This window comes from Methylobacterium sp. WL6 (assembly GCF_008040095.1).
Taxonomy (GTDB): Bacteria; Pseudomonadota; Alphaproteobacteria; order Rhizobiales; family Beijerinckiaceae; genus Methylobacterium.
This window is the reverse complement of the sequence record NZ_VRVH01000116.1, coordinates 1-13403: the sequence shown is the minus strand read 5'-3', so window position 1 is coordinate 13403 and position 13403 is coordinate 1. Positions and strand designations below refer to the sequence as shown.

General features: G+C 72.1%; 10 protein-coding genes and 1 tRNA gene. 6 read left to right on the top strand and 5 right to left on the bottom strand.

The genetic code is table 11. The features are described from left to right. Window positions 1-131: 131 nt before the first annotated feature. On the top strand, window positions 132-305 hold the full coding sequence (locus FV230_RS15845) for a metallothionein (protein WP_147843076.1): 174 nt from the start codon (window positions 132-134) through the stop codon (window positions 303-305). 21 nt (window positions 306-326) lie between these two features. Here the strand turns inward: FV230_RS15845 and FV230_RS15840 are convergent, their stop codons facing one another. The 3 genes from FV230_RS15840 to FV230_RS15830 all read right to left on the bottom strand — a co-directional run bounded on the left by FV230_RS15840 (window position 327) and on the right by FV230_RS15830 (window position 3723). After that, entirely contained in the window at window positions 327-2459 is a 2133-nt protein-coding gene (locus tag FV230_RS15840; protein WP_147843075.1) for a TonB-dependent receptor, read from the bottom strand. 126 nt (window positions 2460-2585) lie between these two features. Further along, the gene (locus FV230_RS15835) at window positions 2586-3518 is read right to left on the bottom strand and encodes an AEC family transporter (protein WP_147843074.1); all 933 of its coding nucleotides are present in this window, start codon (window positions 3516-3518) and stop codon (window positions 2586-2588) included. A 112-nt stretch (window positions 3519-3630) separates the two neighbouring features. Then, a tRNA-Sec gene (locus FV230_RS15830) sits at window positions 3631-3723 on the bottom strand. A gap of 146 nt (window positions 3724-3869) precedes the next feature. Here FV230_RS15830 and FV230_RS15825 point away from each other — a divergent pair. From FV230_RS15825 to FV230_RS15805, 5 genes are all read left to right on the top strand, one after another. Next, window positions 3870-6221: a PAS domain-containing sensor histidine kinase gene (locus tag FV230_RS15825; RefSeq protein WP_147843073.1), complete on the top strand. Its 2352-nt coding sequence runs from the start codon at window positions 3870-3872 to the stop codon at window positions 6219-6221. Then, on the top strand, window positions 6218-7588 hold the full coding sequence (locus tag FV230_RS15820; RefSeq protein WP_147726345.1) for a sigma-54 dependent transcriptional regulator: 1371 nt from the start codon (window positions 6218-6220) through the stop codon (window positions 7586-7588). The genes FV230_RS15825 and FV230_RS15820 overlap by 4 nt, the downstream gene beginning before the upstream one ends. Before the next feature lie 222 nt (window positions 7589-7810). Continuing rightward, the gene (hfq, locus tag FV230_RS15815; protein ID WP_066925253.1) at window positions 7811-8065 is read left to right on the top strand and encodes an RNA chaperone Hfq; all 255 of its coding nucleotides are present in this window, start codon (window positions 7811-7813) and stop codon (window positions 8063-8065) included. A 143-nt stretch (window positions 8066-8208) separates the two neighbouring features. Then, window positions 8209-9615 (top strand): GTPase HflX, encoded by a 1407-nt coding sequence (hflX, locus tag FV230_RS15810; RefSeq protein WP_147843072.1) that lies wholly within the window; start codon window positions 8209-8211, stop codon window positions 9613-9615. A 26-nt stretch (window positions 9616-9641) separates the two neighbouring features. Next, a complete protein-coding gene (locus tag FV230_RS15805; RefSeq protein WP_147843071.1) occupies window positions 9642-10916 on the top strand; it encodes an adenylate/guanylate cyclase domain-containing protein in 1275 nt (424 codons plus the stop codon). A 96-nt stretch (window positions 10917-11012) separates the two neighbouring features. On the opposite strand, the gene FV230_RS15800 is transcribed toward FV230_RS15805, so the two are convergent. Together FV230_RS15800 and FV230_RS15795 are read right to left on the bottom strand one after the other, a co-directional pair. Next, on the bottom strand, window positions 11013-12569 hold the full coding sequence (locus FV230_RS15800; RefSeq protein ID WP_147843070.1) for a SulP family inorganic anion transporter: 1557 nt from the start codon (window positions 12567-12569) through the stop codon (window positions 11013-11015). A gap of 11 nt (window positions 12570-12580) precedes the next feature. Next, window positions 12581-13291: a carbonic anhydrase gene (locus FV230_RS15795; protein ID WP_147730031.1), complete on the bottom strand. Its 711-nt coding sequence runs from the start codon at window positions 13289-13291 to the stop codon at window positions 12581-12583. Between the last annotated feature and the right edge of the window lie 112 nt (window positions 13292-13403).

The window sequence follows — 13403 nt, the reverse complement described above, 5'->3', positions numbered from 1 at the left end:
GCCGGGGACGGCGCCGGGAGCGCGTTCGCGACCGGGCCCGGCTGCGCTCGCGTCCTGGACCGGATGCACGCGCCGGTTGTAACGTTCCGGTCCCGGCCGCATTCCGAGGCGCGGATCAGGACGCGAGACCGATGGCACCGACCGACTCCGAGACCGTCCCCTGCGCCTGCCCCGACTGCGTCTGCGAGGTCGCGCCGGGCCATGGCATCGCGCGCGCGGGCAAGACCTTCTGCTGCGAGGACTGCGCCGCCGGCCACCCGGACCATGCCGGCTGCGGCCATTCGGGCTGCGCCTGCCACGGCTGAGGCCGCGGGTTCCTGAGCGGGTCAGAACCGCGCGGTCAGGAAGATCCGGACGTTGCGCCCGGCGAGCAGGATCTCGTCCTTCTTGAACGAGGCCGAGTTGCGGATGCGGTCGTCGAGCAGGTTGCGGCCGGCAAGGCCGAGCGTCACCGCGCTCGCGCCGTAGACCGCCGGGTCGAGGGGCTTGGTGTAGCTCACCTCGGCGCGCAGGTCGTCGAAGCCGGGCGTTGTCGTCTCCAGCGGCGCGACCTCGGTGTGGGCGAAGGCGTGCAGCAGGAAGACGCGGGCGTACCAGCCGTCCGCCCGCACGAACGCGCCGCCGCCGACCCGGTGGGGCGGGATCCGCGGCACGTAGGTGTCGTCGTCGAACTGCGCGCGGACGAAGTCGTACTGCGCCTCGAGGCCGGCCCAGCCGTCGCCCACCGGGATCAGGTCGAGCTGCGCGCCGATCTCGGCACCGTAGAAGGTGGCGTTGCGCTGGGAGTAGACGATCTGCTGCAGTGCGTCGTCGGAGCCGCAGGAGGCGAAGTCGTCGCCGCAGCGGGTGCCGGTCTCGCGCTTGTAGATGAAGCCGGTGTAGCGGGTGTAGTAGCCCGTCGCGTCGAGGCGCAGCGGACCTTCCGCCCGGCGGATGCTGGCCTCGACGGTGCGCGCCCGCTCCTTCTTGAGGTCGGGATCGCCGATCTCGAAGGTCGCGGTCGCGTCGTGCGCCCCGCGCGAGTACAGCTCGAAGGCGGTGGGCGCGCGCTCGACGTAGGACCCGTTCAGGCTCGCGACGAAGCCGTAGGGCAGGTCCTGCAGGGCGCCGAAGCTGAGGCTCTTGGGGGCGAACTTGCGCCGCCGCCCGAAGGCGAGCGGATCCTCGCCCTCGACCGGCAGGTAGCTCCCCGGGAACTGCGTCGCCGTGCCGGTGGAGCGGTCGCCCTCGATCCGCCCGGCGGCCTGGAAGCGCAGGCCGTGGCCGACGTTCAGCTCCTCGAACAGGTAGACGGCGTTCGAGCGGGAATCGGTCGGTGCCAGCAGGGTGCCGGCCTCGCCCGAGGTCCCGATCTCGCGCCGCCCGGCCTGGAGCCCGAGCGCCCCGGTCAGCGTGCCGAGGGCGGTGAAGACCGGCACGTGCTGCAGCTCGACGCGGCCCTCGGCCTCGCGGTTCTTGAAGGTCGCCTGCACCCCGTCGAGCCCGTCCTCGCCGAGGCCGATCTCCTGGTGCTTGTAGACCGAGCCCCCGGCCCAGAACCGGATCACCTCGAACGGTCCCTCGAGCGGCCGAACTTCGCCGCGCGCCAGCACCCGGTCCTGGTTCGGGTTCAGGCGCGTGCGGCTCTCGGCCGCCTCGCCGCCGGGGATCTGGTAGAGCGCGTCGTAGTGGCTGTACGAGATCCCGACGAAGCCGCGGTCGCCGATCACCGACATGCCGACCGCGCCGCCCTGCGAGCGGTTGGCGGAGTTGGCCTGGATGCCGGCGGGCGTGTCGTAGCTGTCGGCGCCGGTCCGGAAGCCGTCGGCATGGACCGCGACGTTCTCCGAGCCCGCATCGACGGTGCCGGCCACGAGCCGACCGTTGTCGACGCTGGAATAGCCGGTGGTGACCTGGCCGGCATAGCCGCGCGGCGGGATGAAGGTCGGCACGCGGTTGTTCTCGGAGGAGACCACGCCGCCGATCGCCTGGCTGCCGTAGCGCAGGGTCGCGGGCCCGCGGATCACCTCGATCCGGTCGGAGACCAGCGGGTTGATCGGCACGCCGTGGTCCTCGCCGAGCTCCGAGACGTCCTGGATGCCGACGCCGTTCTCCTGGATCCGCACCCGGCTGTTGTCGAGGCCGCGGATGATCGGCCGGCTGGCCGCGCCCGGCGCGTAGGTCGAGGCCGAGATGCCAGGCCGGTCCATCAGCGCGTCACCGAGCGTGCGCGGCTGCTCGCGGGCGATCTGGTCGCGCGTCACCACCGTCACCGGCGAGAAGGTGTCGACGGCCACCGGCAGGATGCCCGCCGGCAGGCTCGCCTCGGGCGCCGCCTTCGGCCCGGGCTGGATCGGGCTCGCCGTGGTGACGCTGAGCTCGGACAGGGCGACCGCGTCCTGCGCCCGCGCCGCACCCGGCAGCAGGCCCAGGCTCAGTCCCAACAGCGTCGCCCGGAATCTCGCTTGCCCGCTTCGCATCACGCCTCGTCACATCATGTTATAATGTTTCATTATGCGGATGTAACACAATAACAAGACAGGAATCGAACCGTGGCGCCGCTCGCGCCCCGGGCGTTGCGGTGCGGCCACAGCCGTATCCCCCGGTCAGCGGATGGCGGCGAGGTAGCCCGAGACGGTGAGGATCGAGACGATCGTCGAGACCAGCACGACGTTCGAGGTCACGGCGGCCTCGCGCCGGTAGAACTCGGCGAGCATGAACGGTCCGGTCCCGGTCGGCAAAGCCGCCATCAGCACGGCGGTGTGCAGCAGCAGCGGCGGCAGGCCGAAGGCACGCGCGAGGCCGTAGGCCAGCAGCGGATGCGCCACGAGCTTGAGCCCGACGAGCAGGGCGGTCGCGGCGACCGGGCGTTCGTCCGACACCCTCGGGCGGGCGAGGAACAAGCCGAGCGCGACGAGCGCGCACGGGGCGGCCGAGCCGCCGAGCAGCTTCAGGAAGGTCTCGGCGGGAAGCGGCACGGCCGCGCCCGAGAGCGGGACCAGCGCGCCGAGGGCGGGCGCGATCAGCAGCGGGTTGCGCACGAGCGAGCGGGCGACCTTCAGGGCCAGGTCGGAGCGCCGCCCCTCGGCCTGAAGCCCGATCTCGATCAGGACGATGGCGAGCGCGAACACCACGCAGACGGTCATGATCGCGGCGATGGTGGTCGGCGCCAGCGCCGCCGGGCCGAGCGCCACCAGCGCCAGGGGAAAGCCCATGAACCCGGTGTTGGCGTAGGCCGCGTTGAGGCCGTCGATCGCCGCGTCCGCAAGCGGCAGCGGCCGGCGCAGGCGGAACGTCACGGTGGCGGCGAAGACGATCACGCTGCTCAGGCCGAACACCGCGATGAAGCCGGGCTGCCAGATCTCGGCGGCATGGGTGTGGGCGATCACGTCGAAGAGCAGCGCCGGCAGCGCCAGGTAGACGACGTAGCGGTTGAGCTCCGCCGTGGCGCCGTCGCCGAGCACGTCGAGCCGCCGCACCAGCCACCCCGCGAAGATCAGCGCGAAGATCGGCAGCACGACCATCAGGGTCGAGAACATCAGGAAAACCGCGTCCGGGACAGGTCCGTCGCGTCCTAGCCGCGACGGCCGTCCGCACCAAGGCGCGAGCCCCGTCCGGAGGGGCGCGTGGATCGATACGGGGGAGGGCGGTTGGCGGAAGCGGATGGGAATCGAACCCACCGTACGCTTTGGGCGTACCACTGGTTTTGAAGACCAGGAGGGCCACCAGACCCCGTTCGCCTCCGCCGACCGGGATAGCATCGTCCGGCCCGGGGTCCAAGCGCGCGCGGAGGCCGAAGCGTCGCGGCCGGAGCGCCGAGCGCGCGGCGCGACCGGGCGAATGCCCGATTCGTAATAATTTCGCCACACTGTGGTGGCTCTGCATCAGCCATGCCGTTTCTGCGATCCAGGACTTCGGAGGCCCCGTCGGCGAGGCCCGACGAGGGCGGTGCCTCCGTCCCCGACGCGCTGCGGGCGGGGCCGCGCGGGCCCGGCTGGATCGGCGCCGGGGTGGTCGTCACCGCCCTGATCTCGGCGATCGCCACCTTCCTGGTGCTGGCCGGCGTCATCCGCGTGACGCCGACGCCGACGATCGGCGTCACCCTCCTCGCCATCAACGTCGCCCTGGTGCTCGGGCTCGCGGTGATCATCGCCTGGGAGGCGCGGGTCTTCCTGCATGCGCGGCGCGCCAACGCGGCGGTGGCCCGGCTCCACACCCGCATCGTCGGCCTGTTCTCGCTGATCGCGATCCTGCCGACCTGCCTGCTGGCCGTCGTCGCCTCGGTGACGATCGACCGCGGCCTCTCCCTCGGCTTCACCGACCGGGTCCGCGACGTGGTGCTGAAATCCGTCGAGGTGGCCGACGCCTACCAGGAGAACCAGTGCCAGTCGCTGGCGCGCGAGATCCGCATCCTCAACGACGACCTGACCCGGGCGCGGCCGAACTTCGACGTCAACCGCGACTGGTTCGAGGGCTTCCTCACCACCCGCGCGACCAATCTCGGCCTGCCGGTCGCCCAGATCATGCGCGGGCCGAACGAGGTGGTGGCGCGCGCCAAGATCGACGTGCTCAAGACGACGCGCCTGCCCTCGGCCGCCGCCTTCGAGGACGCGGCCAAGTCCAGCGACCCGATCTGCCTGCTGCCGACCGAGGGCCGCGTCTTCGCGGCGATGTTCCGGATGCCGGCCTACGACGACGCGGTGCTGCTGGTGCAGCGCGAGGTCAACCAGCTCGCCATCGACTTCCCCGGCGTGTCGCGCGCGGCGGCGGCCGAGTACCTCACCTACGATTCGCTGCGCACCTCGATCCAGGTGACCTTCGCCTCGATCTTCGTGCTGATCGCGCTGATCGCGCTGCTCTCGGCGGTGTGGTTCGGGATGAACTTCGCCAACCGCTTCGTCGCCCCGATCCGCCGCCTGATCAACGCCGCCGACCAGGTCGCCTCGGGCAACTTCTACGCTCAAGTTCCGGCGCGGAAGACCGACGGCGACCTCGCTCATCTCGGCGAGAGCTTCAACAAGATGACGCAGGAGCTGCGCCGCCAGCATGCCGGGCTGACCGCGGCGAGCGACCTGATCGACCGCCGCCGGCGCTTCACCGAGGCCGTGCTGTCGGGGGTCTCGCCCGGCGTCGTCGGCGTCGATGCCGCTGGCTTCGTCACCATCGCGAACCCGGCCGCCGAGCGGATGCTCGATCTCGCCGACGGCGCGCTCGTCGGCCAGCGCCTGTCCGACGCGGTGCCGGAGCTCGCCCCGCTCCTGCCCGGCGCCGAGGGGCGCCAGCGCGCGCAGGCGCACCAGATCCAGCTCACGCGGGGCGGGCGCGAGCGCACCATCGCGGTGCGGGTCACCAGCGAGCAGGCGCAGGGCGGCGCGCGCGGCTTCGTGGTGACCGCCGACGACATCACCGACCTCGTCTCGGCCCAGCGCACCTCCGCCTGGGCGGACGTCGCGCGCCGCATCGCCCACGAGATCAAGAACCCGCTGACCCCGATCCAGCTCTCGGCCGAGCGCATCCGGCGCAAGTACGGCAAGGTCATCACCGCCGACAAGGAGGTGTTCGACCAGTGCACCGCGACGATCATCCGCCAGGTCGACGAGATCAAGCGCATGGTCGACGAGTTCTCCTCCTTCGCCCGGATGCCCAAGCCCGCGATCGCCGAGAACGACCTCACCGAGATCGCCAAGCAGAACCTGTTCATGATGCGGGTGGCGCACCCCGACATCGACTTCGCCTTCACCGCGCACGGCCTCGGCGGCACCGGCACGGCGGAGGCCGAGAAGATCACCGCGGCCTTCGACATCCGCCTGCTGAGCCAGGTGATCACCAACATCCTCAAGAACGCCGTCGAGGCGGTGGCCGAGGTGCCGGAGGCCGAGCTCGGCAAGGGCAAGATCGGCTTGAGCCTCACCGTCGAGGAGGGCTTCGCCACGATCGCGGTGACCGACAACGGCAAGGGATTTCCCGTCGAGGGGCGCCAGCGCCTGCTGGAGCCCTACATGACGACCCGCGAGGGCGGCACCGGCCTCGGGCTGGCGATCGTGAGCAAGGTGCTGGAAGAGCACGGCGGCGGGATCGAGCTGAACGACAACCCCGCCGGCCGCGGCGGCCAGGTGCGCATGCGCGTGCCCCGCGCGCTGTCGCCCGCGGACGACGCGGTCGCGGGCCCGGCCCGCCCCAACCCTGACGAGAAGGGCGCCGCGACGACGGCCCCCCGAGAGATTGCGGAGATGCAGCCATGAGCGCCGATATCCTGGTGGTCGACGACGAGGCCGACATCCGCGACCTGGTCGCCGGCATCCTCGACGACGAAGGCCACCGCTCGCGCACCGCGGGCAGCTCCGACGAGGCACTCGCCGCGATCGAGGCGCGCCGCCCCCACCTCGTCTTCCTCGACATCTGGCTGCAGGGCTCGCGCCTCGACGGCCTGCAGGTGCTCGACCTGATCAAGGCGTCCCACCCGGACCTGCCGGTGGTGATGATCTCGGGCCACGGCAACATCGAGACCGCGGTCTCGGCGATCAAGGCGGGCGCCTACGACTTCATCGAGAAGCCGTTCAAGGCCGACCGGCTGATCCTGGTGGCCGAGCGCGCGCTCGAGGCCTCGCGCCTGCGGCGCGAGGTCCGCGACCTCACCGCGCGCTCCGGCACCGCCAACCGCATCGTCGGCGGCTCGGTGGCGATCAACCAGCTGCGCCAGACGCTGGACCGCGTCGCCCCGACCAACGCCCGGGTGATGATCACCGGGGCGCTGGGCTCCGGCAAGGAGCTCGCCGCGCGCGGCCTGCACAAGGCCTCGGCCCGGGCGAGCGGGCCGTTCGTGCTGCTCAACGCGGCCGCGATCCTGCCGGAGACGATGGAATCGGAGCTGTTCGGGGTCGAGGCCGGCGGCGAGCAGGGGAGGCGGGTCGGCGCGCTGGAGGAGGCGCATGGCGGCACCCTCTACCTCGACGAGGTCGCCGACATGCCGCGCGAGACGCAAGGCCGGATCCTGCGCGTCCTCGTCGACCAGAACTTCCAGCGCGTCGGCGGCACCACCCGCGTCCACGTTGACGTCCGCATCATCTCGTCCTCCTCCCGCGACCTCGCCGAGGAGATCGCCGCCGGGCGCTTCCGCGAGGACCTGTTCCACCGGCTCTCGGTGGTGCCGATCCGCGTGCCCTCGCTCTCGGAGCGCCGCGAGGACGTGCCGGAGCTGATCCAGTTCTTCATGGACAACATCTCGGCCCAGACCGGGCTGCCGCGCCGGGTCATCGGGCAGGACGCGATGGCGGTGCTGCAGTCGCACAACTGGCCGGGCAACGTGCGCCAGCTCAAGAACAACGTCGAGCGGCTGATGATCCTGACGCAGGCCGACCCGGACCAGGAGATCACCTCGGAGATGCTGCCCTCCGAGATCGGCGCCCTGGTGCCGACGACCCCAAACGGCGCCGGCGGCGAGAAGCTGATGAGCCTGGCGCTGCGCGAGGCGCGCGAGATCTTCGAGCGCGAATACCTCGTGGCGCAGATCGCCCGCTTCTCGGGAAACATTTCCCGGACCGCCGAATTCATCGGCATGGAGCGCTCGGCCCTGCACCGCAAGCTGAAGTCCCTGGGGATCGGCCCCTGAGCGCCTTGCGGGCGGATGACGGAAGCGGTGAGAAGCAACCCCCGTTCGTCGCGTGCGGAGCCGGTTCGGGTCTTGCATCGGCGCCGGAATTGAACCTGTAATGCACGATTCCGCTCCGCGGCGGGCTCCTCAAGACCAGCGCTGCGGCGGCAGGATCGATGCCGCGGATAGAACGAAAACCCGCTCCCGAAGGCGGGCGCCAAGACAACAAAGGACAAGAAGATGGCGGCCGAACGCGCACAGAACCTGCAAGACACCTTCCTCAACCATGTCCGCAAGAACAAGATTCCGTTGACGATCTTCCTCGTCAACGGCGTCAAGCTGCAGGGCGTGGTGACCTGGTTCGACAACTTCTGCGTGCTGCTTCGCCGCGACGGCCATTCCCAGCTCGTCTACAAGCACGCGATCTCGACGATCATGCCGGGCCATCCCGTGCAGCTGTTCGAGCCGGACGAGACCGCCCCCGAGAAGGCGTGACCGGGCGCTCCTGACGCGCGGCCGGCCCCCGGTCCGCGCGAGCGTGCTCCGCGCCATCTTGGTTCGCCGGCCGCTCAGCCCCATCTGAGGGGTTCCGAAACGCATCACGCCGCCGCCCCGACGGGCGGCGGCTCAAGGATTCCATGACCGAGACGCTGACCTCCGGCGAGGCCCGACTGCAGGCGATGGCCGCGCCGGAAGGCGAGATCGCCGCCGCGACCCACACCCTCGTCATCGGTCCCTACCTCAGCCGCACCGCGGCCGCGTCGCCGCACGGGCCGGCGCCGGTCTCGCGCTCGACGCAGGCGCGGCTGGAGGAGGCGGTGGGGCTGGCCGCCGCGATCGAGCTCGACGTGGTCGAGGCGATCCCGCTCAGCCTCGCCCGCATCCGGCCCTCGACCTATCTCGGCAAGGGCCGCGTCGAGGAGATCGCCGGCCTGATCAAGGCGAGCGAGATCGGCCTCGTGGTGATGGATTGCGCCCTGTCGCCGGTGCAGCAGCGCAACCTCGAGAAGGAATTCGGCGCCAAGGTCATCGACCGTACCGGCCTGATCCTCGAGATCTTCGGCCGCCGCGCCTCGACGCGCGAGGGCACGCTCCAGGTCGAGCACGCCCACCTCGCCTACCAGAAGTCGCGGCTGGTGCGGTCCTGGACCCACCTGGAGCGCCAGCGCGGCGGCTTCGGCTTCCTCGGCGGCCCCGGCGAGACCCAGATCGAGGCCGACCGGCGCATGATCCAGGAGCGCATGACGCGGATCGAGCGCGACCTCGACGCCGTCACCCGCACCCGCGGCCTGCACCGGCAAAGCCGGGCGCGCGTGCCCTACCCGATCGTGGCGCTGGTCGGCTACACCAATGCCGGCAAGTCGACGCTGTTCAACGCCCTGACCAAGGCGCAGGTGGTGGCGCAGGACATGCTGTTCGCCACCCTCGACCCCACCGCCCGCGCCACCAAGCTGCCGCACGGCGAGACCGTGATCCTGTCCGACACCGTCGGCTTCATCTCCGACCTGCCGACCGCCCTGATCGCCGCCTTCCGCGCCACGCTGGAAGACGTGATCGAGGCCGACATCCTGCTCCACGTGCGCGACGTCGCCCACGTCGATTCCGAGGCGCAGGCCGAGGATGTCGGCACGGTGCTGGGCGAGCTCGGAATCGAGATGTCGGCCGACCGGATCATCGAGGTCTGGAACAAGGCGGACCTGCTCGACGAGGGCGAGCGCACGCGCCTCGCCAACCTCTCGGCCCACGACCGCAACGACCGCGACGGCGCCGCACCGGTGCTGGTCTCGTCGCTGACGGGGGAGGGGCTGTCGGCGCTGACCGCGCGGATCGAGGCGCGCATCGCCCGCGCGCGCTCGACCTTCGCGGTCATCCTCGGCCCCGAGGAGGGCGCGGCCCTGCACTGGCTCTACGAGAACGCCGAGGTGCTCGACCGGCGCATGGAGGAGGGCGGCACGCTGCACCTCGCCATCCGGATCGCGCCGGAGAAGGAGCCGCGCTTCCTCAACCGCTTCGGCGGCGCCCGCCGGCTCAGCCGGGCCGGGTAGTCCCGACCCGCGCGGGCACCCGCCTCATGCTCGACGACAGGGCCGCACAGCGCGCGCAGGACCAGAACACCGTCCTGCGGCTGATGCAGCGCGCCACCGGCGGCCGCCTGCTGGTCCTGCGCGTGGTGATCGTGCTCGTGCTGCTGATGGCGGCGCAGGTCTACGACGGCTCGCTGCACGCGCTGAGCCACTGGTTCATCCTCGGCCTCTATGCGGCGGGCTCGGTCTGGTTCGGCCGGGCCGAGCGCGGGGAGGGGCGCCACGCGGAAGGCTTCGCCTGGGCCGGCACCGGGCTGAACGCCGGGCTGGCGATCTACGTCCTCGTCGAGCACATGCTGGCGGGCGCCGCCGACGATGGCGGGGCCGCCGACGCGGTGAGCCGGCTGCCGGCCTTCCTGCTGCTGCTGCAGACCGCGCTCAGCATGCGCGTGTGGCACGCGGCCCTGTTCTCCGGCACGGTCGTCTTCGCCTGGGGCGCCGCGATCCTCGTCGGCCTCGTCAACCCGGCCGGCTTCCTCGGCCCGCATGTCGATCTCGGCGAGCAGGTGCCGGGGCTGCTGACCTTCCTGGCCGCGAGCGTCGTGGTGGTCGACGGGGTCGCGCGCCTGCGCCACGCCGCCGGCGAGGCCGTGCGCCTCGAGCACGAGCGCACGCAGCTCGCCCGCTTCGTTCCCGACGGCGTCGCGACCGAGCTCGCCCGCGACGGCGACCTCGGAACGGCACGCCGGCGCCATGCCTGCCTGCTGGCCCTCGACGTCCGCGGGTTCTCGCGCCTGAGCCGCGAGCACCCGCCCGAGGCGATGGTGCGCGCGCTGCTCGCCATCCGCGCCCTGGCGCATGCGGCCGTGACCGAGCACGACGGCATCGTCGACAAGTATGTAGGCGACGCCGTGCTGGCGCAGTTCGTGGTCGGCGGCCCGGTGGCGCAGGCCCGCGGCGCGCTGGCCTGCGCCCGCGCGATCCGCACCCGGCTGTCCGCCCTGAACCGCACCCGCGCCGAGGCCGGCGACTTCCCGCTCCGCGTCGTCGTCGCGCTCCATGCCGGCGACCTCCTCGTCGGCGTCTTCGACGATGGGCTGCGCGCCGAGTACACCGTGCTCGGCCCGGCGATGAACACCCTCGCCCGCCTCGAGACCCGCGCCAAGGCGGCCGATCTCGACGTCGCCGCCTCCGAGGATTTCCTGCGCCTTCTGGGGCCCGCCCTCCCGGACGGGGCGCGGGCGGTGCCGGTGGCGGAGGCGGGGGCCCTGCAGCCACCCCTCTTCGCGATCGCGGATGCCGCCGTCCCGGCGGACGCGTAAGGCCGGAACGCGCGGGCTCGGGCACGCGATGAGCCGGCACCGCTCGCGCGATGCCGGCCCCGTCGTTCCGTCCCCTCGTTCCCGCGTGTCCGCCGCTCAGTCCTTGGACGGTGCCGCCACGGCCGCGACGAGCTTCTCGTGCGGCCGGCCGAACCCGCCGACGACCGACACCCGCGTGCCCGAGGCGGCGCGCCGTCCCGCCCAGTCCCCGATCATCTCCAGGCAGGTGTGGTCGATGTGGGCGAGGTCCTTCGTCCCGAGGCGGACCTCGCCGCCCTCGGGGGTCCGCTCCAGCGCCTCGGTGAGGTGCGGGAGCTGCAGGAAGGTGGCCGAGCCCGAGAGGCGCAGTTCCGGCACCCCCGCCACCTCCGTCGCCGCCGCGTGCTCGATCCGCAGGCGGCCCTTGCGCAGCGTAGGAATGACCTGGAGCAGGCTGAGCCCGAGCCCGACCAGCACGCCGGTGAGCAGGTCGGTGGCCACCACCATCACCATCGTCGCGAGCCAGATCGCGGCGGTGAGCCAGCCGTAGCGCGCGTGCAGGTGGACGGCGTGGTGGGCCCCGATCAGGCGCCAGCCGGTGACCACCAGGATGCCGGCGAGCGCGGCCGTCGGCACCAGCTTCAGCACCCAGGGGAGGGCGAGCAGGAAGGCGAGGATCCACGTCCCGTGCATCACCGTCGAGGCCCGCGTCGCCGCGCCGGCCTGGACGTTGGCCGAGGAGCGCACGATCACCCCGGTCATCGGCAGGCTGCCGATCAGGCCGCAGATCAGGTTGCCGACGCCCTGCGCGCCGAGCTCGCGGTTGTACTGCGTGCGCGGCCCGTCGTGCATCCGGTCGACGGCGGCCGCCGACAGCAGGCTCTCGGCGCTGGCGACGGCGGCGATGGTCAACGCCATCACGATCATCGTCGGCTCGAGCAGCCGGCCCCACTCCGCCGCCCCCGGCATCGACAGGGTGGACAGGATCGCGTCCGGGACCTCGATCCGCTTGACCGCGAGGCCGCCGAGCCCGGCGACCGCGGTGCCGGCGAGGACGCCGATCAGCGCGCCGGGCACCATCCTCATCCGCGCCGGCCGCAGGCGTTCCCAGGCGATCATCGCCGCGATGGTGGCGAGGCCCACCGTGACGGCGCCGACGCGGTTGCCCTCGCCCGTGACGAAGTCGAAGAACGCGGCCGGGATCGCCACGAGGTTGTCGAGGCCCGAGGCCAGCGGCAGGGCGTCGGTGAGCACGTGGACCTGGCCGAGCACGATCAGCAGGCCGATGCCGGCGAGCATCCCGTGCACCACCGCCGGCGAGATCGCGCGGAACCAGCCTCCGACCCGGAGCGCGCCGGAGGCGACCTGGACCGCGCCGGCGAGCACGAGCACCGGGCCGAGCATCCCGAGCCCGTGCTGGCGCACGAACTCGAACACGATGACGGCAAGCCCCGCCGCCGGCCCGCTGACCTGCAGCGGCGAGCCCGCGAGCAGTCCGACGACGATGCCGCCGACGATCCCGGTGATCAGCCCGCGCTCGGGCGGCACACCCGAGGCCAGGGCGATGCCCATGCACAGCGGCAGCGCCACGAGGAACACGACGAAGGAGGCCGGCAGGTCCCGCGCGAGGGAGGCCGGGAGGATGCGCGCGGGGGGCGTTTGGGTGGGTCGCATCGGCCCGGCCCCTACGCGGCCGCCTGCGGCGGCGCGTATTCCGGCGCCGCCATGCGCACGGCCGAGCCCTGGGCGACGGGGAAGTCGCCGGCGGAATCGAGGGCGTCGAGCGGCAGGAAGCGGCCGGCCTCGCCGTCATAGGCCAGCAGAATGCCGGTCTCGATCTCGAAGAACCAGCCGTGCAGCCGCAGCTGGCCCTTGGCGAGGCCCGCGGCCACGCTCGGGTGGGTGCGCAGGTTCGCGAGCTGGACGATCACGTTCTCCAGGGCGAGCGCCCGGTGGCGCTCCTTCGGGTCCATGTCGGCGGGATAGGCCTCGCAGACGATCCGCTCGGCCGCGTGGCTGTGCCGGAGCCAGGCGGCGACGTTGGGCATCCTCGCCAGGGCCTCGGGGCTCATCAGCCCCTTCATCGCGCCGCAATCGGAATGGCCGCAGACCACCACGTCGCGGACGCCGAGTGCCACGACGGCGTACTCGATCGCCGAGGAGACGCCGCCGGTGGCGGTCGAGAACGGCGGCACGATGTTGCCGGCGTTGCGGCAGACGAACAGCTCGCCCGGGCCGGCCTGGGTGATGTGCTCGGGCGAGACGCGGGAATCGGCGCAGGCGATGATCAGGGCCTTGGGCTGCTGCCCGTCCCTGACCAGCCGCTGGTACATCGCCTGCTGCCCCGGGAAGACCTTGTCCTGAAACTCGGAGATGCCTTGGATGATGTTGTCCACGAAGGATCCTCTTGCGCTGAAACGATGTGGGCGCCGACTCGCGGCGATCGCTGCGATGCCGGCACGGCGGGGCGCCTGCCGTCGAGCGGCGCGGCGCGGACGCGAGCGAGCC

Bases quoted from the DNA above. Each gene is read 5' to 3' on its own strand.
- FV230_RS15845 (WP_147843076.1), top strand. From the start codon at position 132: ATGGCACCGACCGACTCCGAGACCGTCCCCTGCGCCTGCCCCGACTGC.
- FV230_RS15840 (WP_147843075.1), bottom strand. From the start codon at position 2,459: ATGCGAAGCGGGCAAGCGAGATTCCGGGCGACGCTGTTGGGACTGAGC.
- FV230_RS15835 (WP_147843074.1), bottom strand. From the start codon at position 3,518: ATGTTCTCGACCCTGATGGTCGTGCTGCCGATCTTCGCGCTGATCTTC.
- FV230_RS15825 (WP_147843073.1), top strand. From the start codon at position 3,870: ATGCCGTTTCTGCGATCCAGGACTTCGGAGGCCCCGTCGGCGAGGCCC.
- FV230_RS15820 (WP_147726345.1), top strand. From the start codon at position 6,218: ATGAGCGCCGATATCCTGGTGGTCGACGACGAGGCCGACATCCGCGAC.
- hfq (WP_066925253.1), top strand. From the start codon at position 7,811: ATGGCGGCCGAACGCGCACAGAACCTGCAAGACACCTTCCTCAACCAT.
- hflX (WP_147843072.1), top strand. From the start codon at position 8,209: ATGACCGAGACGCTGACCTCCGGCGAGGCCCGACTGCAGGCGATGGCC.
- FV230_RS15805 (WP_147843071.1), top strand. From the start codon at position 9,642: ATGCTCGACGACAGGGCCGCACAGCGCGCGCAGGACCAGAACACCGTC.
- FV230_RS15800 (WP_147843070.1), bottom strand. From the start codon at position 12,569: ATGCGACCCACCCAAACGCCCCCCGCGCGCATCCTCCCGGCCTCCCTC.